The following is a 21,729-nucleotide window of genomic DNA, read 5'->3' as shown; positions in this document are numbered from 1 at the left end:
CCGGACTCACTTGTCGAACACCTTGCCGCCCGTGAGCAGCGGGTTGAGGATCAGCGCGACTGGCGCCTGCGTCGTGATGGCCTGCTTGATCGAACGGTCGGCAATGAATTCGAGCTCGTCGAGCCGGGTGATGGTGTGATGCTCCAGCGCCAGCGAATCCAGCACCGGACGCATGGTGCGGCAGACCAGTGACTGGCCGTAGTTGAACTCGCCGAGCGTGCCGCGCTCGGACACGAACATGATAAGCGGAATCTGGTAGGGCACCGCGAGCGAGGCCAGCACGTTGGCGAGCGTCGCAAAGCCTGAGGTCTGCATCAGCACCGCACCGCGCCGTCCGCCCATCCAGGCGCCCGAGACGATGCCGACGGCCTCCTCCTCGCGGGCGGTGGCAAAGGTGGTGAAGAACTGATCGGCGTGCAGGTTCTTGATCAGCGGCGTCAGCACGCGGTCGGGCACGTAAGGGACGAGGCTGATCTCATTCCGCTTTAGGGTTTGCAGGATGATGCCGTGCCAGCTCTTGTCACTGGAGGTCTGCGCCGCCTCGGACGAGGTTTGTTGCTCCGCAATCGACATTGCGTTCTCCCTTCGGCCGCGCATGCTTCTTGGTCTTTGGCATTGTCTTGGGCGTCGTCTTAGCCCTTGTCTTGGCCGTCGCGGCGGTCTGCCGAACTTGACGCAGGCAGCGGGATTGTCAACATGTCCGGACTGCACCGTGATCTGCGCCAGACGGCCTGCCGCAGCCGGTGCCGCCGTGTCATAAGCGGCAACAACAAGAGAACGGAGGAACGCATGACAGGAGCGCGCGAAGCGCTGGCCCTGCGGATCTCCTGGAGAAAGCCGGAAGGGTCCTGATGTCCGTCAACAGCAAGCGCGTCTTCTACGTCAAGTATCTGGCCAATCCGATCTATATCGACATCCTGAAGGCGCGGCCCGACGTCCGGCTCGATCGCATCGAGAACGAGAGCCCCGAGGAATATTTCGCGCCGATCATCGAGGCGGCTCATGTCTACCAGATCGGCGCCGCCCGTGACGAACTGGCCCCGCACTTCCATGTCGATGCTGCCTTCCTGAAGCGCGCGCCGAACCTGCTGCTCGTCTCCAGCAACGGCGCGGGATTCGATCCTGTCGATGTCGAGGCTTGCACCGATGCCGGCGTGCTGGTCGTCAACCAGTCCGGCGGCAATGCCCACTCGGTCGCCGAGCATGCGCTAGCGATGATGCTGACGCTGTCCAAGCGCATCATCCAGTCCGACCGCAAGCTCCGCAGGGAGTCCAACGTCAACCGCAACGAACTCGTCGGCAACGAGATCGAGCACAAGACCGTCGGCATCATCGGCCTCGGCAATGTCGGTCGCCGCATCGCCGCGCTGTGCAAGGGCCTGTTCGGCATGAAGGTGCTGGCCTACGATCCTTACCTCGCGGCCGAGGTGATGGCCGAGCGGGGCGGCGAGAAGGTCGAGCTCGACGAGCTGCTGCGCCGCGCCGATTTCGTCTCCATCTCCTGCCCGCTCGACAGGGGCAGCCGCAACATGATCAGCGTGCGCGAATTTGCGTTGATGCAGCCGCATGCGTACTTTATCACCACGGCGCGCGGCTTCATCCACGATGAGGATGCGCTGCTCCAGGCCTTGCGCGAGAAGCGCATTGCGGGCGCCGGTCTCGACGTCTGGTCCAAGGAGCCGCCGCCGCCGGAGCATCCGCTGCTCCAGTTCGACAACGTGCTGGCGAGCCCGCATACCGCGGGCGTCACGATCGAGGCACGGCAGAACATGGGCCGGATCGCCGCCGAGCAGGTGCTGCAGACGCTCGATGGCAAGCGCCCGCCGCGCATCATCAATCCCGAAGTCTGGCCGCGCTATGCCGAGCGCTTCAAGCAGGCGTTTGGTGTGATGCCGACGTAGTTGACAGTCGCTCAGTCCTTCTGGGGTGCGATGCTCCTGCTGCCCAATGTCCCGGTCAGAGCTACGCGCCACGGAACGATCGGCGGGGGGAACCGCGCCCGACTTTGATCCGTGTCAAAATCTCCCTCCCGGATTCCGCCTAAATGGGATAAGAGTGAGCGCCGCCGGGGCAGGCAGGAGGTCCCATGTCAACTTATGTGGTCAGGTTCATGAAGGACGTGCTCGGCCAGTACGGCCGGCAGATCGAGGTGTGCCAGGGCACACTCGAGATCGACGCTTCGGACGAGAATGAAGCCAGAGAGCGGGCGAAGGTGAGGTTTTGCGAGGATCAGGCGTTGCACCACTGGTCGCTGCATGCCGACCGCATCCAAGTCAGGCCGGCTGATTTTCCCTCGTGAGGCCTGGCGGCCGGGCGCCGTGAGGTGACGCCGGCGCCGAGAGGGGACTGCTGCACCGTCTCAGTCGAGCAGCTTGTCCAGTGTGATCGGAAATCGACGGATGCGTTTGCCGGTGGCGTGATAGACGGCGTTCGCGATCGCGGCGGGAACGCCGACGATGCCGATCTCGCCCAGCCCCTTGATGCCGAGCGCGTTGATGTGCGCGTCCGGCTCGTCGACGAAGATCACGTCGATGTCGTGAACATCGGCATTCACGGGAATGTGGTACTCGGCGATGTTCGCGTTCATGATCCGCCCGAAGCGGTGATCCATCACCGTCTCCTCGTGCAGGGCCATCCCAATCCCCCAGACCACGCCGCCCATGATCTGGCTGCGGCCTGTCTTGGTGTTGAGAATCCGCCCGGCCGCGACGGCGCTCACGACCCGCGTCACGCGAATGACGTTTAGCTCTTCGTCCACCTTGACCTCGGCGAAGACGGCCGAGTGGGTGTTACGCGCGTGCTTCTTGTCCTCGCCGAATTGGTTGAGCTTTTCCTTCTCGATGCGTTCGACGCCGCCGTGACGCATCGCGTCGGCGATCGAGACCGCGCGGCTGTTGTTGCTGGCGCTGGCAATGCTGCCGTCGGTCAGCACCGTATCGGCTAGCTCGGCGCCGGCGAGCGGCGAGCCTGGCATCTTCCCGGCCAGGCGTAACAGTTCCTTGCGCACTTCCTCGGCGGCTGCGAGCACCGCATGCGCGCTCGAAGCGGCCATCCAGGAGCCGCCCTCCACAGGCGCCTGCGGCAGACTGGAATCTGCGAGCCGGACGCTGATGTTCTCAATCGGCAGGCCGAGCGCATCGGCTGCGACCTGAGCCACAATGGTGTAGGTGCCGGTGCCGATGTCGGATGCGGCGCAGGACACCTCGGCATGTCCGTTCGACGTCAGCACGATACGGACGGCGACCGGCATCTGCAGTGCTTCCCACACACCCGTCGCCATGCCCCAGCCGATCAGATCCTTGCCGTCGCGCATCGAGCGCGGCGCAGGATTGCGTCTGCTCCAGCCGAAGGCGTCCGCGCCGCGCGCGTAGCATTCGCGCAACTGCTTGCTGGTGTAGGGCAGGTTTTCGCTCTGGTCGCGATCCGAGTAGCACTTCAGCCGCAATTCGATCGGGTCGAGCTTGAGTGCGACGGCGAGCTCGTCCATCGCGCATTCCAGCGCGCAGACGCCCGACGCAGCGCCCGGTGCGCGCATGTCGCAGGGGGTGGAGACGTCAAGGTGCACCAGCTTGTGGGAGAAGCGGCTGTTCGGGCTCTTGTAGAGCTGTTCGGCCCAGCCGGTATCGTTGCGGGCAAAATCCTCATAGCGCGAGGTGACGGCAATGGCCTCGTGCGTGACCGCGTCGAGGGCGCCATCGGATCTTGCGCCGAGCCCGACGCGCTCGATGGTCATCGGCCGGTAGCCGAGCCCGTACATCTGCTGCCGCGTCAGTACGACGCGAACGGATCGCTTCAGCGCGAGCGCGCCGAGTGTTGCCAACACCACCTGATATTGCGGCCGCAAGCCGGAGCCGAAGGCGCCGCCGACGTACGGCGAGACCACGCGAATGTCGTCCGGCTTCTTGTCGAACACGCTGCAGAGAAATTTGTGGACGTTCTGGACGCCTTGGGTCTTGTCGTAGATCGTGAGCTTGCCATTGCTGTCCCAGACCGCCGTGGTCGCATAGAGCTCCATCGGGTTGTGATGCTCGGTCGGTATCACGTAGTCCGCCTCGTGGCGCACATCAGCTCCCGCAAGGGCGGCTGCGGCGTCGCCCCGCGGTTTATGCGGCTCGTTCTTCTCGGCGGCGTTGCTGCGTTCGCCTTCGAGGTCGGTTGCAAAACCATGCTGCTCATATTCGACCCGCACGAGCGTCGCGGCGAATTTCGCGGTTTCCCAGTCCTCTGCGACGACAAGTGCGATCGGCTGGCCATTGAACTTGATCTTGTCATCATAAAGCGGACGGAAAGGCGAGCCTTCCTCGGGCGCCACCTCGTCCTTCCACGCCTCGTCCTTGTCGGCCAGCGGCGGACGGTTCGCATGCGTGAGCACGTTGAGTACGCCCTCGACCTTCAACGCCTCGCTCGCGTCGAGGCGGGCAATGCGCCCGCATGGAATGATGGCCTCGACCACGAAGCCATGGAGGAGCTTGTCGGCTGGAAATTCGCCGGCGTATTTGGCGGCGCCGGTGACCTTGGCCCGGCCGTCGACACGCGACGTTGGCGTTCCGACATAAGCGTTCATGGGGTCCTCACGCGATCTTCTTGTGCGCCTGAGATTGCGGCGTGGCGTTCGCCGCCTGTGTCAGCGTCCGCACGATGGCGCGGCGTGCGAGCTCGACCTTGAAGCCGTTATGTGAGCGGGCTGTTGCTCCCTGGAGCAAGAGATCCGCGGCGTGCGAGAAGTGATCGGGCGTTGCGGCCTGGCCGCGCAACGTAGCTTCGGCCTCGAGGCTGCGCCAAGGCTTGTGAGCCACGCCGCCGACCGCCACGCGTGCCCCGCTGATCGCGTTGCCCTCCAATTCGAGCGCGGCGGCAACCGAGACCAAAGCAAAAGCATAAGACATCCGGTCGCGAATTTTTAGATAGCTGTAGTTTTGAGCAAAGCCGCGCGGCGGAAGCTCAATCCCGGTGATGATCTCGCCGGTGCCGAGATTGGTATCGACATGAGGCTTGTCGCCGGGCAGCCGATGGAGATCGGTCAGCGCGATGGTGCGTTCGCCGGAGGGACCCGCGATGTGCACGAGCGCATCGAGCGCGGCGAGCGCCACGCTCATGTCGGATGGATTGGTCGCGATGCAGGCGGCGCTCGTGCCCAGGATCCCATGGTTGCGGTTCAGCCCGTCCATTGCCGAGCAGCCGCTGCCGGGATGTCGCTTGTTGCACGGCGTGGCCGTGTCATAGAAATAAGCGCAGCGCGTTCGTTGCATCAGATTGCCGCCGACCGATGCCATGTTGCGCAGTTGCGCCGAGGCGCCGGCCAGGATGGCGCTGGCGAGCAGGGGATAGCGCTGCTCGATGAATGGATGATAGGCGAGGTCCGAGTTCGGCACCAAGGCGCCGATGCGCAAGGACCCGTCGGGCGTCTCTTCGACCTTGCGGAGCGGCAGGCGGGAAATGTCGATCAGCCGGGAGGGGCGCTCGACATTCTCTTTCATCAGGTCGATCAGATTGGTGCCGCCGGCAATCAGTTTGGCGCCGGGACCGGCGGCGAGCAAGCGGATGGCGTCGGCGACATCAGTGGCTCGAGCGTACTGGAAGTTGTTCATGGCTGGCCCATTGCCTGCTGGATGGCGGCGACGATGTTTGGATAGGCGCCGCAGCGGCAAAGGTTTCCGCTCATCAGCTCCCGGATCTCGTCGGTATCTTTGGCACGGCCTTCGGCGAGCAGTCCGGCCGCCGAGCATATCTGTCCCGGCGTGCAATAGCCGCACTGGAAGGCGTCATGGTCGATGAACGCCTGTTGCAGGGGATGCAGCGCGCCATCCTTGGCAAGACCTTCGACAGTCGTGATCTCCGCGCCGTCCTTCATGACGGCGAGCGTGAGACAGGAATTGACGCGCCGGCCGTCCACCAGCACCGTGCAGGCGCCGCACTGACCATGGTCGCAGCCCTTCTTGGTGCCGCTCAGTGCAAGATGGTCCCGCAAGGCATCGAGCAATGTGGTCCATGGCACGAGATCGAGCGTGTGACTGACGCCGTTGACGACAAGATGGATCGGAATGCGTTCGGAAATCTGATGCGTGACATCGCCCATGTCCTGCTCCCTGCGACGGCGACCGTGCCGGACGTCAGCCGTGTTGACGCGGGGGCACGCCTCCGCCGGCCAATAGCGCCCAACGGACCACCGACCGGTTGGTTCCTTGCCAGCAGTTCGCCTTTCCGAGAGGTTGCGGTCAGCGCTTTGCTTCGCCGAACACCACATTCGGCACGGCGCGGTCGACAACTTCGCGCAGCGCGAAGCTCGATTGTACCCTCGCGACGCGCGGCAGGCGCGACAGCTCCATGCGGTGGATGCGCTCGAAATCCTGGATATCGCGGGCGAGCACGATCAGGATGTAGTCGTCGGTCCCCGACATCAGGAAGCAGCGCACGACGGACGGGCATTTCACCACCTCCGCCTCGAACGCCTTCAGCGCCTCATCGCTCTGGCTTTCCAGCGCGATACGGACCAGCACCGTGGTGGTGAGGCCGAACTGCGCGAGGTCGAGCGTGGCCTGATAGCCCTGGATATAGCCGTCGTCTTGCAGCGCCTTCTGCCGCCGCGCGAGCGCGGTGCTTGATAGCCCGACCTTGTGCGCGAGCTCGGTGTGACTGGCCCGCGCGTTGGTCGTGAGCTCCGCGAGGATGGCGAGATCTTTCCTGTCGAGGGCCAAGGTTTCGTTTCCAGCGTGAAAGGGCGTTTGCGCGCCGGAAACCGGCGCAGGGAGGCCAAAGCTAGCGGATATTTGCACGAAACCAAACAGGGCACGTCGCTACGATCATGAGGTGAATCACAAGGAGGCCCGGGATGCGCGTCGGTGTGCCCAAGGAAATCAAAGTGCAGGAATATCGCGTCGGGCTCACCCCGGGTGCGGTCCGCGAATATGTCGCCGCGGGGCACGAGGTGACGGTCGAGACCGGTGCGGGCGGCGGCATCGGCGCCTCCGACGAAGACTACCGGCGGGCAGGGGCCACCATTGCCGAGAGCGCGCGCGACATCTTCGCGAAGTCCGACATGATCGTGAAGGTGAAGGAGCCGCAGACAAGCGAGTGGCCCCAGCTCCGCGAAGGCCAGATCCTGTTTACTTACCTTCATCTTGCGCCGGATCCCGAACAGGCCAGGGGTTTGCTCGCCTCCGGCTGTACTGCGATCGCCTATGAAACCGTCACCGACGCGGCCGGTCACCTCCCCCTGCTTGCGCCGATGAGCGAAGTCGCCGGCCGCCTCGCTATCGAGGCCGCCGGCGCCGCGCTCAAGCGCTCCGCTGGCGGTCGCGGGCTGCTGCTGGGCGGTGTCCCTGGCGTGCAGCCGGCGCGGGTCGTCGTGCTCGGCGGCGGCGTGGTGGGAACGCAAGCCGCGCGCATGGCCGCGGGCCTTGGCGCCGAAGTCACCGTGATCGACCGCTCCATTCCAAGGTTGCGGGAGCTTGATGATCTCTTTGTCGGACGCGTGCGCACCCGCTTCTCCACCATCGAGTCGGTCGAGGAGGAGGTGTTCGCCGCCGACGTCGTGATCGGCGCGGTACTGGTGCCGGGCGCGAGTGCGCCCAAGCTCGTCACGCGTGCGATGCTGACATCGATGCGCCCAGGCGCCGTGCTGGTCGACGTCGCGATCGATCAGGGCGGCTGCTTCGAGACCTCGCACCCGACCACGCATGCCGATCCGACCTATCTTGTCGACGGCATCGTGCATTATTGCGTGGCCAATATGCCCGGCGCGGTGCCGGTGACGTCGAGCCAGGCGCTGAACAACGCGACGCTGCCGTTCGGCTTGATGCTCGCGAACAAGGGTTTTGCTGCTGTGCTGGAAAATCCACATCTGCGCAACGGACTGAATGTGCATCGCGGCCGCATCACCAACAAGGCGGTGGCGGAGAGCCTCGGGCTGGAGTTTGCTCCGCTGGGGAGCGGACTGGCGGCGTAGCGTTGCTGCTCATGCTGGCTTGCGATGGCGTCTGCCGAGCGCGGCTTCGATCGTCTCAGGCTTCTCGATGCGTTCGATCAGCATGTCGATACGGTCGCCGCCCCAGAACAACTCGCCGTTGAACACCATGGTCGGCACGCCGAACACGCCGAGCGCTTCGGCCTCGTGGATGATACGGTCATGCTCGGCGCGGGCGGGGCCATGGACGTAGGCTTCGAACTCACTGGCCGAGCCACCGCAGGACGTGATGACGTCCGTGATTGCGGCGAGATCGTCGATCTCGAGCTCATGGCTCCAGAACCGACGAAACACCGTGTCGTGATACGGACGGAAGAAGCGGTGCTGTTGGGCGAACAGCATGCCGACGCTGGAATAGAACGCGTCGTAGATCCGCCGGGGCCCTTTCATGATCAGCCCTTGCGCATTGGCATAGCGCCGGGCGTCCATATAGGCGTAGCGCACCTTGCGCCAGAAATGCGGCGTGCGCTGTTCCACGGTCCCCATGAATTCGGCAACGCGCAGCGTATAGGGCAGCCATTCGAGCTCGACGCCGTGCGTCTCCTGCAGTTCGAATAGGCGCTTGTTGGCCACGAACGCGTAGGGGCTCTTGTAGTCGGTGTAGACGCGCACGCGGGGGTTTGGCATTGGCAGATTCCTTTCATACGCGCGGCGCTACCTGCTAGCCGTGGCGCCGGTGTCCAAATAGGCCGGAAGAAGAAAACTATTGCTCCGGGACCGTCCGGCGAAAGGAGTTTCCCCTCCGGCAGGCAAAAAAGCCAATCGCTTCCATTGCTGTTTGGGGCCGAAACGACGACATTTCCGTGAGAAATTGATGGATTGACTGCCATGGAACGCACCAGGTTTGAACCTTTCGGCGAGCAATTGGTGTCCGCAACGGACACCCAGCCGCGCTCGCGCGGGTCAAAGCTGCTGCTGCGGGTCGGCACCGGGCTGTTCTGGTCGCTGGTCGCCGGTATCGTGCTGGCGCGCGCGGCCTTCTTCGAGCCCGGCGTCTATGACGGCTTCAGCCGCGTCGCCTCGCTGGCCAAGAGCCTGATCTTCTAAGGCGCGCCTGATCTTCCAACGGGCGCCTGATCTTCCGAGCCAGATTATTCCGGATTGAGGATAGAACTTCGCTCGGCCCTGATATGTCGAAAACTTATTCCCCAATCGGATGGCGCTGCGTATAAATCCTTCTCCTTGGGGAGAGATTTGTGTCGCAGAATCAAGCATCCAGCCCGGCCGACGCCAAGCGGACCACGGCCATCAGCCGCATCGTCGCGCTGATTCCCGGGATCCTCCTCTGCATCGCCGTGGCCGGCGTTTCGGCCCTGCTCGAACGGGCGGAATTGGGCATCTTCGAACATCCCTATGTCGAGGCGCTGGTGATGGCGATCTTGCTCGGCATGGCTGTGCGCAGCTTTTGGAAGCCCGCGCCGCGCTGGCAGTCCGGCATCGCCTTCAGCGCCAAGCAGCTGCTCGAAGTCGCCGTCATGCTGCTGGGGGCCTCGATCAGCTTCGCTGCTATCGCGGCGTCCGGCGTCGCGCTGTTGGCCTCGATCGCGGCCGTCGTTGTGGTCGCGCTCTGCGTTTCCTTCGGCATCAGCCGGCTGCTTGGTCTCTCGACGCGGCTCTCGATCCTGATCGCCTGCGGAAACTCGATCTGCGGCAATTCGGCGATTGCGGCGGTGGCGCCGATCATCGGCGCCAACAATGACGAGATCGCATCCTCGATCTCCTTCACCGCGATCCTCGGCGTGATGATGGTGCTCGGCCTGCCGCTGCTGATTCCGCTGCTGCAGCTATCGGCTACGCAATACGGCATCCTTGCAGGCCTCACTGTCTATGCCGTGCCGCAGGTGCTGGCTGCGACGGTGCCGGCGGGACTCGTCTCGACGCAGATCGGCACGCTCGTCAAGCTGATGCGCGTGCTGATGCTCGGGCCGGTGGTCGTCGGCCTCTCGCTGACGGCGTCGCGCTGGCACAGCGATGCCAAGAAGACCAATGTCGGCTTCTTCCGCCTGGTCCCGTGGTTCATCCTCGGCTTCCTTGCGCTGGCGACCTTGCGCTCGCTCGAGATCGTGCCGTCCACGGTGATTGCCCCGATCACGCGGATCACGGGTTTTCTCACGGTGGTATCGATGGCCGCGCTTGGCCTCGGCGTCGATGTGAAGGTGCTTGCCAATGTCGGGGGACGGGTGACGGCGGCCGTGACCTTGTCGCTACTGCTGCTGCTCGGCATTAGCATCGCGCTGGTGCACTGGTTCAAGTAAGGCAAGCTGCTGCGCATACTCCACTTCCTTCTCCCACAAGGGGAGAAGGAAGTCAGCGCGCAAGTCGAAGATCCCTAAATCACATCCGCGAGCGAATGCCCGTGCAGCTCGATGTTCAGCCCCTGCATGCCCATGTCGTTGAGCTCGCCGCCCATCGCCTTGATGCTCTCCTCGCGGATCAGCGACATCAGTCCGCGGCGCAATGCCAGGAATTCCGACGACATCATCATCGACTGCTGCCGCGGCCGCTCCAGCGGGATCGGAATCTCCGCCTTGATCGAGCCGGGGCGTGCGGTCATGCAGTAGACACGGTCGGACAGGAAGATCGCCTCGTCGATGTCGTGGGTGACGAACAGCACCGAGATCTTCAGCCGCTGCCACATGTTGGTGAGGATCTGCTGCATGATGACCCGGGTCTGCGCGTCGAGCGCGCCGAAGGGTTCGTCGAGCAGCAACACTTTGGGTCCCGTCGCGAGCGCGCGGACGATGCCAACGCGCTGCTTCATGCCACCTGAGAGTTTCTCGGGGTAATGCTTTTCGAAGGCTTCGAGGCCCGCGAGTCCCAGCAGCGTGCGGGCGGCGCGCTCGCGCTGCGAGCGCGGCATGCCGCGCATCTTCAGGCCGAACTCGACGTTCTCCCGCACGGTCTTCCAGGGAAACAGCGAATATTGCTGAAACACCATGCCGCGCTCCGCGCTGGGGCCGTTCACCTTCTCGCCGTCGACGGTGACGATGCCCGTGGTCGGCTTGAGGAAGCCGGCAACCGCGTTGAGCAGCGTCGACTTTCCGCAGCCGGAGGGCCCGACGATCGAGACGAACTCGCCAGGCTTCACATGAATCTGCGTATCGGCGACGGCTTCGACCGGCCCCTCGATGCTGTCGTAGCTGAGGGAGAAGTTCTTGACCTCGATATGGCCCTGCGGTGCCTTGACAACGATCTCACTCATCTTGACCTCCACGGCATCACCAATTGTCCGGCGCCTCGGATCAACATGCTCGATCCGAGGCCAAGCACGCCGATCGCGATCATGCCGAGCGCGATGTCGGCATACTGGACCAGCGAATAGGCCTCCCAGGTGAAATAGCCGATGCCGTACTGTCCGGAGATCATCTCGGCAGCGATCAGCGACACCCAGGCCACGCCCATGCCGACGGTGAGGCCGGTGAAGATGTGCGGGAGCGAGGCCGGAAAATACACATCGCGGAAGATCGAGCGCTCCCGCGCGCCGAGACATTGCGCGGCACGCACCAGCACGGGATCGACCAGCGACATGCCGTGCAGCGTGTTGACCAGGATCGGGAAGAACGATCCGAGGAACGTGATGTAGACGATGCTCTGCTCGTTGGTCGGCCACAGCATGATCGCCATCGGCACCCAGGCGATCGCCGGGATCGGCCGCAGCACCTCCGCCACGGGAAAGATGATCTCGTGGACGAGCTTGAAGCGGCCCATGATCAGGCCGAGCGGCACCGCGACGATCGCCGCGAGCGAGAAACCGAAGAAGATGCGGCGGCAGCTCAAGAGGACGTGCAGCAGGAATTTCGGATCGTGGATCGCCTTGGTGAAGCTCGCATAGACCGCGAGCGGCGAGGGCACGTTGGTGAAGCGCACGAAGAACACGACGCGATAGGTTGTCAGCAGATGCCAGACCAGCAAGAAGGCGAGCAGCGAGATGATGCCGATCGCGGTCGCGCGCAGCCCGCCCCGGTTGAGCCGGTACCAGCGCAGTGCGAGCGTGCCGAAGGAGGGTGGAGACGCGGGTGGCGTGGAGGCGGGCATGGCGCTTGCCTCCGCGATTGCACTTGCCGGCATGCTGTCCTCGGAATGTCTGCGGAGGGCGGGACTGCTCACGTCTTACCCCCGCCGACCGCCGCCTTCACCGCGTCGTCGAAGCCGAGCACCTTGCCGCTGATCTTGGCGGCATAGGCTTCGGCGTCCTTTTTCAACAGGAACGGCGCAACCTCGCCATTGCCGACCGCGAAGAAAGCCTGGTCGGCGAACAGCTTGATGCCGCGGGTTGTATCGAAAACGTAGGCGACGTTGATCTTCTTGCCCTTGGCTTTGTAGTCGGCATAGGCCCCGAGCGTGCAGCTGGCTGACGAGAAGGGCACGATGCCTGAATCGTCGACCCAGACCTCGCCGGCCTTGCGCGGATCGGCGATCGGTTTCTTGCAGAAGGAATCGTCGCCGGAGATCTCGTAGTTCTTGGTGCTCGCAAGCTGCGCGTCATAGTCGAGCTTCATCTCGGCATAGGCTTTGCGGATGTAGCTGTCGTCGACCCATTTCTTCGGGTCGAACTCCTTCATCCGGCCGAGGTTCTGCAGCACCTTGACGTCGGCCGTGGCAGCGTCGATCAGCGCCGGCTTGATCGAGGGATCGGTCGTCATGTTGCCGCTGGGGCCGAGAAAGATATAGACGACCTCCTTGCTGATGCCGGTCCATTCCTGGATCTTCTCGGCGGCGAGCTTGGGATCGTCGCGCAGCCATTGATTGGCGGCGATCACCGCCTTGAAGTAGGCGACGACGACTTCGGGATATTTTTCGGCGAAATCGGTTCGCACCACGATGCCGTGGAAAGTCGGGAGATTGGTCTCGACGCCGTCGAAGATCTTTCGCGCAAAACCGCGGAACGGCAGCAACTCGGCGAACGGAACGAAGTCGGCATGCGCGTCGATCTTCTTCTCCTGGAGATTGGTCGAGCCGACCTCCGGACTCTGGCTCACCAGCTGGAAGAAATCCGATGCATAGCCGCGGTCCTGCATCGCCTTCAACACCATGCCGTGTGCGGCCGAGCCGAACGGCACGCTCACGAGCTTGCCCTTGAGATCGGCGAGATCGTAGTAGGGCGAATCCTTGTGAACGACGATGCCGTTGCCGGAGCCCGACAGGCTGTAGGCGGCGATGCCGATCAGCCGGCTCTTGCTCTCGGGATTGCTGTCAAAAGTGAAGCCGTTCACGATCAGCGGATAGTCGCCCATCATGCCGATCTGCAGCTTGTTGGCCATCATCGCGTTGGTGACGGGCGGGCCGGAGGTGAAGTTCTGCCACTCCAGCTCGAACTTGATGTTGGCGTATTTGCCGTCTTTCGGCAGATATTTTTCGAGGAGATGGAGCTGGCGGATGACGACGCCGGCGGTCACCGTGTTGGTTGTGGTGTCCTGCGTTCCGATGCCCAGCGTGACGGTTTCCGCCGCGGCCGGCTGCGCGAGGAGAAGCGCCAGCGACGTCACCGACATCGCGATCGAGAGCGTGGGAAGATGGCGGACCATTCTCATCCTCATTCGGTTGGATGTGCTGTGGTTGCCATGATTGGGTGAGGGCGTGGGCAGGGCAAATCCGGAATGAGCGCCACAGTCGATTAGTTGCCGGGAAAAGTTGATTGCATACTCCTTGGGCAGTCCTGCACTATTAAGCCGCTTGCATGGGCACCGGCCCTGGTCGCAAGCTCGGTCAGTCGGCCGCCTGCCCTCGCATCTCTTCCAGCACGTCGGACCGGCAGACCACGATCTGCGAGCGCTTGGTCAGCACGATTCCCTTTTCCTGCATGCGCTTCAGGCTGATCGTGACCCATTGCCTGGTGGCACCGACCATGTGGGCGATATCGGCATGGGTGAAGGCGGCCGCGATCACCCGGCCGTCGGCGTCATCGACGCCATAGAGGTCGACGAGATGCAGCAACAGATGCGCAAGGCGCTGTGTGATCGAGCGCGTTCCCAACATCTGGGCCAGCGCCGAATAGCACTTGCCCTTGAAGGTCAGGCCTTCGATCAGGCCGATCGCGAGGTTCGGGATCTCGACCGCAAGGGATCGTAGCTCCTTTCCGGGCAGATGCACCACGCTGCAATTGCTGGATGCAACGCCGGACCATTGATGCACGGTGCCTTCGAACACTTCCGGCCCGCCGACGAAATTGCCGACATGCCAATAGGCCAGCGTGATCTCGCGGCCGAGCGGAGAGGTGTAGAACACCCGGATCCGGCCGCTCTCGATCAGCCAGATACCGTCATGCTTGCCACCCTGGCTGAACAGCGTCTGGCCACGGTTGAGCACTTTTCGGCGGCCCTGCTTCAGCACCAGCTCCCGCTCGCGCTGGCTGAGCTTGTCCATCAAGGGCGGCGGTCCGCCGATCCATTGCTGGTTCTCGGTGAGCAGCAGCGAGGAACCGCCGGTAGGCCGGACCGTTGCGGGAACCGTCCCGCGAACCACATTGGCCGCCGCCTGCAACATCATCTGCCTCCGGAACGTTCAAACCGTTCTAAAGAGGAGCAATGTCCGTGCCAGATTCACTCCGCTGTCATCGCCCGGCTCGACCGGGCGATCCAGTATTCCAGAGACGTCAATGGGCTATCGAGAAGCCGCGGCGTACTGGTTCCCGCCTTCGCGGGGAATGACAGCGAAGCTTGGAAGACGACCTGTGGCGTCTACCGCCCCACCAGGCTCAGCAAATACGGCTTCGGGTAAATCCCCCGATTGTGCCCATCCGAAAACGAGATGTTCAGCCCGTAACCGAGATCGCCGATCTCGGTGATCGCGATGCCTGGAAACCGCTCGGGAAAGCGGCCGTCGAAGCGGGCGCGGGTGCAGTGGGCGCATTTGCAGGAGAGGCGGAGCGTTTCCGCCGCCAAGTCCAGCGTGTCGTCCTGAGCGGTGCGGACGCGGAGCGTCGCGAGGTCGGCGCTTGCTTCGTAATCTGCCACGGTCGGTCCCACCAAGGTCATGACGTGTCTCCGACCCTTCTCTACCTTGCCGCAGCACTGTCGCGATAGCAACTAATTGCCAGGCGCAGGGTGCGCGGCGCTGATCGTCGCTGCCTGCTGTTCGATCATCGCCCACGAAATGTGAAACTAATCGACCGGCAATTTCAGTTCGGCGTTGCCGGATTCCTGTCTCTCCGAAACCTTGTGCGCAATCGAGATCAGGAGAGACAATGAGTGCATTTCAGAGGGAAACGGTCCTGTCGGTCAGGCACTGGACCGATAGCCTGTTCAGCTTCACCGCGACGCGCGATCCGGGCTTCCGCTTCCAGAACGGCCAGTTCGCGATGATCGGGTTGGAAGTCGAGGGCAAGCCGTTGCTGCGGGCCTACAGCATGGCGAGCGCCAATCACGAGGAGGCGCTCGAGTTCTTCTCGATCAAGGTACAGGACGGTCCGCTGACCTCACGCCTTCAGAAGATCAGGGAGGGAGACGTCATCCTGGTCGGCCGCAAGGCCACGGGCACGCTGATCACGGGCAATCTCATTCCCGGCAAACGCCTGTTGCTGCTCTCGACCGGAACGGGACTCGCGCCGTTCGCCAGCCTGATCAAGGACCCCGACGTCTACGAGAATTATGAAACCATCGTGCTCGCCCATGGCTGCCGCCAGGTCTCCGAGCTCTCCTATGGCGAGCACCTCGTGGAAGGCCTGCGAGATCACGAGTTCTTCGGGCCGCTTATCCGTGACAAGCTCGTCTACTACCCGACCGTCACCCGCGAGCCGTTCAGGAATCGCGGCCGCATCTCCGACCTGATCGCGTCGAACCAGCTCTTCGACGATATCGGGCAGTCGGGACTCGACATCGAGACCGACCGCATCATGCTGTGCGGCAGCCCGGCGATGTTGGAGGAACTTCCCGCGATGCTTTCTGGGCGCGGCTTTGTCGAGGGCAATCACAGCCGGCCCGGCCATTTCGTGATCGAAAAGGCCTTTGTCGAGCGCTGAGGCGCAAATCGCAGCCCGGCGACAACTAATTGCTATCGCCGGGACGCCTGCTGAACAAATCTGATGCAAAGGCGCCGGATCTGCCGGCGGACCAGGAGCAAGCGATGTCACTAGATCAGATCGTCGACGGACTTTCGGAGGTTTCCTGCGACGTGCTCGTTATCGGCGGCGGCACTGCCGGCCCGATGGCGGCGTTGAAGGCGAAGCTGAAGAATCCGAAGGCCAACGTCGTCCTGCTCGAAAAGGCGAACGTCAAGCGCTCCGGAGCGATCTCGATGGGCATGGACGGCTTAAACAATGCCGTCATTCCCGGCTACGCGACGCCGGAGCAGTACACCAAGGAAATCACCATCGCCAATGACGGCATCGTCGATCAGAAGGCGGTCTACAAATACGCGCAGAACTGCTACTCGATCATCGAGGAACTCGACAGTTTCGGCATCCGCTTCCTGAAGAACGAGAACGGCGACTACGCCGTCAAGAAGGTGCACCACATCGGCACCTACGTGCTGCCGATGCCGAACGGCGAGACCGTGAAGAAGGCGCTGTATCGCCAGCTCCGGCGTGCCCGCATCCTGATCTCCAACCGCTATATGGCGACGCGGCTGCTCAAATCCGCCGATGGCCGCATCGCCGGCGCGATCAGCGTCAACACCCGCACCGCCGAGATGCTGGTGATCAAGGCCAAGGCCGTCATCCTGTGCATGGGCGCCGCCGGCCGTCTCGGCCTGCCGACCTCGGGCTACATGTTCGGCACCTACGAGAACGCGGCCAATTCCGGCGACGGCTATTCCATGGCCTATCACGCCGGTGCAGCACTGGCGAACCTCGAATGCTATCAGATCAATCCGCTAATCAAGGACTATAACGGCCCGGCCTGCGCCTACGTCGCCGGTCCCTTCGGCGCCTTCACCGCCAACAACGAGGGATCGCGCTTCATCGAATGCGATTACTGGTCCGGCCAGATGATGCTGGAGTTCTACAACGAGCTGTTGTCCGGGAAGGGCCCGGTGTTTCTCCAGCTCAAACATCTTCACCCCGACACCATCTCGGAGATCGAATCGACGCTGCACAAGGTCGAACGTCCCACGCGCGGCCTGTTCCAGCAGGGGCGCGGGGTCGACTACCGCAGCGAGTCGATCGAGATGCACATCTCCGAGATCGGCTTCTGCTCCGGTCACAGCGCGTCGGGCGTGTTCGTCGACGACAACGCGCGCACCACCGTCCCGGGCCTCTATGCCGCCGGCGACATGGCGAGCGTGCCGCACAACTACATGCTCGGCGCCTTCACCAACGGTTCGGTCGCCGGCGTCGACGCGATGGAGTTTGCGGACAATCACGACTTCGCGGAATTCGACGCGGCTGAGGTCGCCCGCGAACGTGACCGCGTCATGGCGCCGACCAAACGCGAGGACGGTATTCCGCCGAACCAGATCGAGTACAAGACGCGGCGTCTCGTCAATGACTATCTCCAGCCGCCGAAAGTCACGCGCAAATACGAGCTCGGCATGCGCCGGCTCGCTGAAGCGAGGGAAGACATGCAGGAGCGCATGATCGCGCGCAATGCGCACGAACTGCTCCGCGCGCTCGAAGTCCAGTCGATCATGGATTGCGCGGACATGGCTGTGCATGCCTCGCTCTACCGCGAAGAAAGCCGTTGGGGCCTCTATCACTGGCGGACGGATTTCCCGGAGAAGGACAACGAGAACTGGTTCTGCCACACGTTGCTCAGCAAGCAGGATGGCAAGATGACCAGCGAGAAGCGTGCCGTGGAGCCCTATATCGTACCGATCGCCGACGATGAGAAGGATCTCTACGACAAGCAGCGCATCCGCGCGACAGCCTGACCCGCCGCACAAATACAGGAGACATACGATGCCTCTCGCTTCCTATCAGACATCGGTTCCGGTGGTCGTCGATGACGCCAAATGCATCGCGGACAAGGGCTGCACGGTGTGCGTCGACGTCTGTCCGCTCGACGTACTGCGTATCAGCGATATGACCAACAAGGCCTACATGGCCTATGACGAATGCTGGTACTGCATGCCCTGCGAGGCGGATTGCCCGACCGGCGCCGTCACCGTCAACATTCCTTATCTCCTGAGGTAGCCATGTCGAGCCCGTTCGAATCCTACGACGATCTCGAAGACGCCGACGAGCGGCTCCAGGCTGCCGATCCAGGGGAGCGCCGCGTCGCGATCATCGCGCTCGGCCATTCCGGCGATCCCGCCGCCGTCGGCCATCTCGCCAAAATGGTCGCCGATCCTGATGCCGGCGTCCGCCAGCAGGTCGCGATGGCGCTCGGCGAGTTCGACGGGCCGGAGGCCGCGGCTGCGCTGGTGAAGCTGCTCGTCGATCCTGAACGAATCGTTGCGTCCGCCGCGGCCGACAGCATGGCGGAGTTCAAGGATCCGGCTTGCGCCGAGATCATCCTGCCGCTGGTCAAGCATGCCCACGCCTTCGTCCGCATGGGCGCGTTGCGTGCGCTGAAGGAGCTGCGCTGCAAGGACACACTGAAACCGGCGCTGGAAGCGCTCCAGGATTCCGATGCCGCCGTGCGGGTGCAGGCGATCGGCGTGATCGGGTTCCTCAAGCTGGAGGAATCAATTCCGGCGCTGACCGCGCTGATCAACGATCCCGACGCGCATGTGCGCCGTGCCGCCGTCAGCGCGCTCGCCTTCTCGCAGATGAAGCCCGCGGCCGAGATGATCACGCGCGCGTTGAAGGATTCGGACTGGATGGTGCGGGAGATGGCCGCGGAAACGCTGGGCCTCAACGTCAACGGATCGATTGCCGCCGACCAGCTCATCGCTTCGCTCAGTGACGAGTTCTGGCAGGTGCGGCTGAAGGCAATCCGCAGCCTTGGCCGGATGAAAATCGAGCGCGCGGTGCGCCCGATCGGCAACTGCGTGAACCATGAGCAGGCCAATCTGCGGAAAGAGGCGGCGGCTGCGCTTGGCGAGATCGCCCACCACGACGGCGAAGCGTTCCTTGCCGTCATCGCCGACGATCCCGATCCCGAGGTGCGCAAGAACGCGCGCTGGGCGCTTCAGCAGATTGCGGCCCGAAAAGCGCGGGCGGGGGCATAGAAGCGCGGCGGGCTGCCGCGCTGGACTTCCCGTCCCAGACGTTTATTGGTCTTCGCCAATGTGATAGGCCTCCGCGAGCGAGGCCGATCCGAAAAGAGCGAGGATACGCCCATGACGACATTGACGGTAAAGGACCTTCTTCCCGAGGACGGCACGCGGGGAACGCTCGTCGGCCGCGTCTGGCTGCCGCAGGCGAATGGCCCGGCCGTGGTCGCCGTGCGCGGCGATGGTGTGTTCGACGTCACCGCAAAATTCCCGACCGTCAGCGCACTCTGCGAGGAAGACAATCCGGCGAAGGCGCTTGCCGCGACCAAGGGCGAGCGCATCGGCGATCTCGAGGCCATCGTCGCCAACACGCCTCCCGATCAGCGCGATCCGAAAAAACCGTGGTTGCTTGCGCCCGTCGATCTCCAGACGCTGAAGGCGGCCGGCGTCACCTTTGCCATCTCGATGCTGGAGCGCGTGATCGAGGAGCGGGCAAAGGGCAATCCGGCCTCGGCCGAAGCGATCCGGAAGGAAGTGACCCGGCTGATCGGCGACGATCTGTCGAAGCTCAAGCCGGGCTCGGACAAGGCGATGCACCTGAAGCAGGTGCTGATCGACCAGAACGCCTGGAGCCAATATCTCGAGGTCGGCATTGGCCCCGATGCCGAGGTCTTCACCAAGGCGCCGACCTTGTCGTCGGTCGGCACCGGCATGGATGCGGGGCTGCATCCGAAGTCGACCTGGAACAACCCCGAGCCGGAGCTGGTGCTGTTCGTCTCGAGCCGCGGCACGATCGTCGGTGGCGCCCTCGGCAACGACGTCAATCTGCGCGACTTCGAGGGCCGTTCGGCACTGCTGTTGTCGAAGGCCAAAGACAACAACGCCTCGTGCTCCATCGGCCCGCTGCTGCGCCTGTTCGACGACAGCTTTACCCTCGACGACGCCCGCAAGCTCGACATCAGCCTGAACGTCAAGGGGCAGGACGGTTTCGTCCTCGACGGCCATTCCTCGATCAGCATGATCAGCCGCGATCCGACCGATCTGGTCGAGCAGACCATCGGCAAGGTGCACCAATATCCCGATGGCTTCGTGCTGTTCCTCGGGACCATGTTCGCGCCGGTTAAGGATCGCGACGCGCCGGGACAGGGGTTCACCCACAAACGCGACGACATCGTCACGATCTCGGCGCCCCAGCTCGGCAAACTCGTCAACCGCATGCGGGCCAGCGACGAATGCGAGCCCTGGACGTTCGGCATCGGCGCGCTGATGAAGAATCTCGCGCAGCGCAAGCTGATCTAGCTCACTGCACGCCGGATGTGGGGGACTCTCCACGAGTCGCTTTGCCTCGATCGACGCAGAAACTCTCTCCCCACCGTCATTGCGAGCGCAGCGAAGCAATCCAGAATCCCTCCCCGGAAAGACTCAGGATTGCTTCGCTGCGCTCGCGGTGATGGGGGGAGGGGTTGCGGGTTCGCCTTTCACCATCCTCCTAGACAGTGTCTTCGCCCCAACTGCCGCATCATTTCGTTCATCTCCGCGTTGCATCCGTGGAATAAAATCGCGCTGCGCGTGACATAGAAGTCGCTCATCCGCTCGCGCGCGCTTTCCCCCTCAATAGTCAAATAATATGACTAGTCGGAACCAAACTTCCGTGAAATAGTCCCTCCCGCCACCTCAAAGGTCGGCCTGTGGGTGCGATGCTACCAATCGGCGCCCCCGGATAACATTTTGGGAGACACGCCTGATGATCGTCAAAGCCCTCTTTGCGGCCAGCGCGACGGCCGCGTTGCTGCTCGCGCTGCCGGCGAATGCCGCCGAGCTCACCATTGGCTTCTCGCAGATCGGATCGGAATCCGGCTGGCGCGCGGCCGAGACCTCGGTCTCCAAGCAGGAGGCCACCAAGCGCAAGGTCAATCTCAAGATCGCCGACGCGCAGCAGAAGCAGGAGAACCAGATCAAGGCGATCCGCTCCTTCATCGCGCAGAATGTCGATGCGATCTTCCTCGCGCCCGTCGTCTCAACCGGCTGGGACTCGGTGCTGAAGGAAGCCAAGGAGGCCAAGATCCCGGTCGTGCTGCTCGACCGCGACATCGATCCCTCCGGCAAGGAGCTCTATCTCACCGCCGTGACCTCCGACAGCGTTCACGAAGGCGAGGTCGCGGGTGACTGGCTGGCGAAGACCGTCGGCGCCAAGGCCTGCAACATCGTCGAATTGCAGGGCACGGTCGGCGCGAGCGTCGCCGCCAACCGCAAGAAGGGGTTTGACACCGCTATCGCCAAGCATGCGAACCTGAAAGTGGTGCGCAGCCAGACCGGCGACTTCACCCGCGCCAAGGGCAAGGAAGTGATGGAAAGCTTCATCAAGGCCGAAGGTGGCGGCAAGTCGATCTGCGCGGTCTATGCGCACAACGACGACATGATGGTCGGCGCGATCCAGGCGATGAAGGAAGCCGGGCTCAAGCCGGGCAAGGAGATTCTCACCGTCTCGATCGATGCAGTCCCCGACATCTTCAAGGCGATGGTCGCCGGCGAAGCCAATGCCACGGTCGAGCTGACGCCGAACATGGCAGGCCCCGCTCTCGATGCCATCGCGGCCTTCAAGGACAAGGGTACCGTTCCGCCGAAATGGATCCAGACGGAATCCAAGCTCTACACCGCCACCGATGATCCGCAGAAGATCTACGACAGCAAGAAGGGCCTCGGTTACTGAGGCGAGAGTGTCGCCGGACGGCCGT

General features: G+C 63.4%; 22 protein-coding genes. 11 read left to right on the top strand and 11 right to left on the bottom strand.

Features of this window, described 5'->3' with window-relative positions; all coding sequences use genetic code 11:
- Positions 1 to 6: 6 nt before the first annotated feature.
- On the bottom strand, positions 7 to 573 hold the full coding sequence (locus AC0L23_RS20360; protein ID WP_473357361.1) for a thiamine pyrophosphate-binding protein: 567 nt from the start codon (positions 571 to 573) through the stop codon (positions 7 to 9).
- 278 nt (positions 574 to 851) lie between these two features.
- Between AC0L23_RS20360 and AC0L23_RS20355 the strand changes: the two genes are divergently transcribed.
- Positions 852 to 1,901 (top strand): hydroxyacid dehydrogenase, encoded by a 1,050-nt coding sequence (locus AC0L23_RS20355; RefSeq protein WP_456652418.1) that lies wholly within the window; start codon positions 852 to 854, stop codon positions 1,899 to 1,901.
- Between the two features lie 185 nt (positions 1,902 to 2,086).
- A complete protein-coding gene (locus AC0L23_RS20350; RefSeq protein ID WP_456652417.1) occupies positions 2,087 to 2,299 on the top strand; it encodes a hypothetical protein in 213 nt (70 codons plus the stop codon).
- 60 nt (positions 2,300 to 2,359) lie between these two features.
- On the opposite strand, the gene AC0L23_RS20345 is transcribed toward AC0L23_RS20350, so the two are convergent.
- The 4 genes from AC0L23_RS20345 to AC0L23_RS20330 all read right to left on the bottom strand — a co-directional run bounded on the left by AC0L23_RS20345 (position 2,360) and on the right by AC0L23_RS20330 (position 6,695).
- The gene (locus AC0L23_RS20345; protein ID WP_473357360.1) at positions 2,360 to 4,564 is read right to left on the bottom strand and encodes a xanthine dehydrogenase family protein molybdopterin-binding subunit; all 2,205 of its coding nucleotides are present in this window, start codon (positions 4,562 to 4,564) and stop codon (positions 2,360 to 2,362) included.
- Positions 4,565 to 4,571: 7 nt separating this feature from the next.
- Complete coding sequence (locus tag AC0L23_RS20340) at positions 4,572 to 5,588, bottom strand: FAD binding domain-containing protein (protein ID WP_473357359.1); 1,017 nt, start codon at positions 5,586 to 5,588, stop codon at positions 4,572 to 4,574.
- Complete coding sequence (locus AC0L23_RS20335; RefSeq protein WP_018458602.1) at positions 5,585 to 6,076, bottom strand: (2Fe-2S)-binding protein; 492 nt, start codon at positions 6,074 to 6,076, stop codon at positions 5,585 to 5,587. Before AC0L23_RS20335 ends, AC0L23_RS20340 begins: the two co-directional genes overlap by 4 nt.
- A gap of 139 nt (positions 6,077 to 6,215) precedes the next feature.
- On the bottom strand, positions 6,216 to 6,695 hold the full coding sequence (locus AC0L23_RS20330) for an Lrp/AsnC family transcriptional regulator (RefSeq protein ID WP_018458603.1): 480 nt from the start codon (positions 6,693 to 6,695) through the stop codon (positions 6,216 to 6,218).
- 134 nt (positions 6,696 to 6,829) lie between these two features.
- Between AC0L23_RS20330 and ald the strand changes: the two genes are divergently transcribed.
- Entirely contained in the window at positions 6,830 to 7,945 is a 1,116-nt protein-coding gene (ald, locus tag AC0L23_RS20325) for an alanine dehydrogenase (RefSeq protein WP_085362406.1), read from the top strand.
- A 9-nt stretch (positions 7,946 to 7,954) separates the two neighbouring features.
- Here ald and AC0L23_RS20320 read toward each other — a convergent pair whose 3' ends face one another.
- Positions 7,955 to 8,590 (bottom strand): DsbA family protein, encoded by a 636-nt coding sequence (locus AC0L23_RS20320; RefSeq protein WP_473357358.1) that lies wholly within the window; start codon positions 8,588 to 8,590, stop codon positions 7,955 to 7,957.
- 201 nt (positions 8,591 to 8,791) lie between these two features.
- On the opposite strand from AC0L23_RS20320, the gene AC0L23_RS20315 reads away from it, so the two are divergent.
- Both AC0L23_RS20315 and AC0L23_RS20310 read left to right on the top strand, forming a co-directional pair.
- Complete coding sequence (locus tag AC0L23_RS20315; protein WP_007593267.1) at positions 8,792 to 9,010, top strand: hypothetical protein; 219 nt, start codon at positions 8,792 to 8,794, stop codon at positions 9,008 to 9,010.
- 149 nt (positions 9,011 to 9,159) lie between these two features.
- A complete protein-coding gene (locus tag AC0L23_RS20310) occupies positions 9,160 to 10,218 on the top strand; it encodes a YeiH family protein (protein ID WP_085352331.1) in 1,059 nt (352 codons plus the stop codon).
- Between the two features lie 74 nt (positions 10,219 to 10,292).
- On the opposite strand, the gene AC0L23_RS20305 is transcribed toward AC0L23_RS20310, so the two are convergent.
- The 5 genes from AC0L23_RS20305 to AC0L23_RS20285 all read right to left on the bottom strand — a co-directional run bounded on the left by AC0L23_RS20305 (position 10,293) and on the right by AC0L23_RS20285 (position 14,937).
- Positions 10,293 to 11,165 carry an ABC transporter ATP-binding protein gene (locus tag AC0L23_RS20305; RefSeq protein ID WP_026233618.1) on the bottom strand — a complete coding sequence of 291 codons (873 nt, stop codon included), beginning with the start codon at positions 11,163 to 11,165 and terminating at the stop codon, positions 10,293 to 10,295.
- Positions 11,162 to 12,070 (bottom strand): ABC transporter permease, encoded by a 909-nt coding sequence (locus AC0L23_RS20300; protein ID WP_410706071.1) that lies wholly within the window; start codon positions 12,068 to 12,070, stop codon positions 11,162 to 11,164. Before AC0L23_RS20300 ends, AC0L23_RS20305 begins: the two co-directional genes overlap by 4 nt.
- On the bottom strand, positions 12,067 to 13,488 hold the full coding sequence (locus AC0L23_RS20295) for an ABC transporter substrate-binding protein (protein ID WP_162496366.1): 1,422 nt from the start codon (positions 13,486 to 13,488) through the stop codon (positions 12,067 to 12,069). Before AC0L23_RS20295 ends, AC0L23_RS20300 begins: the two co-directional genes overlap by 4 nt.
- 181 nt (positions 13,489 to 13,669) lie before the next feature.
- Positions 13,670 to 14,449: a Crp/Fnr family transcriptional regulator gene (locus AC0L23_RS20290; RefSeq protein WP_018458610.1), complete on the bottom strand. Its 780-nt coding sequence runs from the start codon at positions 14,447 to 14,449 to the stop codon at positions 13,670 to 13,672.
- A gap of 191 nt (positions 14,450 to 14,640) precedes the next feature.
- Positions 14,641 to 14,937, bottom strand: a complete 297-nt coding sequence (locus AC0L23_RS20285) for a gamma-butyrobetaine hydroxylase-like domain-containing protein (RefSeq protein WP_018458611.1) — start codon at positions 14,935 to 14,937, stop codon at positions 14,641 to 14,643.
- A 209-nt stretch (positions 14,938 to 15,146) separates the two neighbouring features.
- Between AC0L23_RS20285 and AC0L23_RS20280 the strand changes: the two genes are divergently transcribed.
- From AC0L23_RS20280 to ytfQ, 6 genes are all read left to right on the top strand, one after another.
- On the top strand, positions 15,147 to 15,920 hold the full coding sequence (locus tag AC0L23_RS20280) for a ferredoxin--NADP reductase (RefSeq protein WP_473357357.1): 774 nt from the start codon (positions 15,147 to 15,149) through the stop codon (positions 15,918 to 15,920).
- A gap of 104 nt (positions 15,921 to 16,024) precedes the next feature.
- The gene (locus AC0L23_RS20275) at positions 16,025 to 17,767 is read left to right on the top strand and encodes a fumarate reductase/succinate dehydrogenase flavoprotein subunit (protein ID WP_026233620.1); all 1,743 of its coding nucleotides are present in this window, start codon (positions 16,025 to 16,027) and stop codon (positions 17,765 to 17,767) included.
- A gap of 28 nt (positions 17,768 to 17,795) precedes the next feature.
- Positions 17,796 to 18,029: a 4Fe-4S dicluster domain-containing protein gene (locus tag AC0L23_RS20270; RefSeq protein WP_007593252.1), complete on the top strand. Its 234-nt coding sequence runs from the start codon at positions 17,796 to 17,798 to the stop codon at positions 18,027 to 18,029.
- Positions 18,030 to 18,031: 2 nt separating this feature from the next.
- Positions 18,032 to 19,009, top strand: coding sequence for a HEAT repeat domain-containing protein (locus tag AC0L23_RS20265; protein WP_085352336.1), 978 nt, complete (start codon positions 18,032 to 18,034; stop codon positions 19,007 to 19,009).
- Positions 19,010 to 19,120: 111 nt separating this feature from the next.
- The gene (locus AC0L23_RS20260) at positions 19,121 to 20,293 is read left to right on the top strand and encodes a fumarylacetoacetate hydrolase family protein (protein WP_026233621.1); all 1,173 of its coding nucleotides are present in this window, start codon (positions 19,121 to 19,123) and stop codon (positions 20,291 to 20,293) included.
- A gap of 445 nt (positions 20,294 to 20,738) precedes the next feature.
- A complete protein-coding gene (ytfQ, locus tag AC0L23_RS20255; RefSeq protein WP_018458617.1) occupies positions 20,739 to 21,704 on the top strand; it encodes a galactofuranose ABC transporter, galactofuranose-binding protein YtfQ in 966 nt (321 codons plus the stop codon).
- Positions 21,705 to 21,729: the final 25 nt, after the last annotated feature.

This window comes from Bradyrhizobium sp. MI1.4, from assembly GCF_055811315.1.
This window is presented reverse-complemented; position numbering and strand designations above follow the sequence as displayed.

Bases quoted from the DNA above. Each gene is read 5' to 3' on its own strand.
- AC0L23_RS20360 (WP_473357361.1), bottom strand. From the start codon at position 573: ATGTCGATTGCGGAGCAACAAACCTCGTCCGAGGCGGCGCAGACCTCC.
- AC0L23_RS20355 (WP_456652418.1), top strand. From the start codon at position 852: ATGTCCGTCAACAGCAAGCGCGTCTTCTACGTCAAGTATCTGGCCAAT.
- AC0L23_RS20350 (WP_456652417.1), top strand. From the start codon at position 2,087: ATGTCAACTTATGTGGTCAGGTTCATGAAGGACGTGCTCGGCCAGTAC.
- AC0L23_RS20345 (WP_473357360.1), bottom strand. From the start codon at position 4,564: ATGAACGCTTATGTCGGAACGCCAACGTCGCGTGTCGACGGCCGGGCC.
- AC0L23_RS20340 (WP_473357359.1), bottom strand. From the start codon at position 5,588: ATGAACAACTTCCAGTACGCTCGAGCCACTGATGTCGCCGACGCCATC.
- AC0L23_RS20335 (WP_018458602.1), bottom strand. From the start codon at position 6,076: ATGGGCGATGTCACGCATCAGATTTCCGAACGCATTCCGATCCATCTT.
- ald (WP_085362406.1), top strand. From the start codon at position 6,830: ATGCGCGTCGGTGTGCCCAAGGAAATCAAAGTGCAGGAATATCGCGTC.
- AC0L23_RS20320 (WP_473357358.1), bottom strand. From the start codon at position 8,590: ATGCCAAACCCCCGCGTGCGCGTCTACACCGACTACAAGAGCCCCTAC.
- AC0L23_RS20315 (WP_007593267.1), top strand. From the start codon at position 8,792: ATGGAACGCACCAGGTTTGAACCTTTCGGCGAGCAATTGGTGTCCGCA.
- AC0L23_RS20305 (WP_026233618.1), bottom strand. From the start codon at position 11,165: ATGAGTGAGATCGTTGTCAAGGCACCGCAGGGCCATATCGAGGTCAAG.
- AC0L23_RS20295 (WP_162496366.1), bottom strand. From the start codon at position 13,488: ATGGTCCGCCATCTTCCCACGCTCTCGATCGCGATGTCGGTGACGTCG.
- AC0L23_RS20290 (WP_018458610.1), bottom strand. From the start codon at position 14,449: ATGATGTTGCAGGCGGCGGCCAATGTGGTTCGCGGGACGGTTCCCGCA.
- AC0L23_RS20285 (WP_018458611.1), bottom strand. From the start codon at position 14,937: ATGACCTTGGTGGGACCGACCGTGGCAGATTACGAAGCAAGCGCCGAC.
- AC0L23_RS20280 (WP_473357357.1), top strand. From the start codon at position 15,147: ATGAGTGCATTTCAGAGGGAAACGGTCCTGTCGGTCAGGCACTGGACC.
- AC0L23_RS20275 (WP_026233620.1), top strand. From the start codon at position 16,025: ATGTCACTAGATCAGATCGTCGACGGACTTTCGGAGGTTTCCTGCGAC.
- AC0L23_RS20270 (WP_007593252.1), top strand. From the start codon at position 17,796: ATGCCTCTCGCTTCCTATCAGACATCGGTTCCGGTGGTCGTCGATGAC.
- AC0L23_RS20265 (WP_085352336.1), top strand. From the start codon at position 18,032: ATGTCGAGCCCGTTCGAATCCTACGACGATCTCGAAGACGCCGACGAG.
- AC0L23_RS20260 (WP_026233621.1), top strand. From the start codon at position 19,121: ATGACGACATTGACGGTAAAGGACCTTCTTCCCGAGGACGGCACGCGG.
- ytfQ (WP_018458617.1), top strand. From the start codon at position 20,739: ATGATCGTCAAAGCCCTCTTTGCGGCCAGCGCGACGGCCGCGTTGCTG.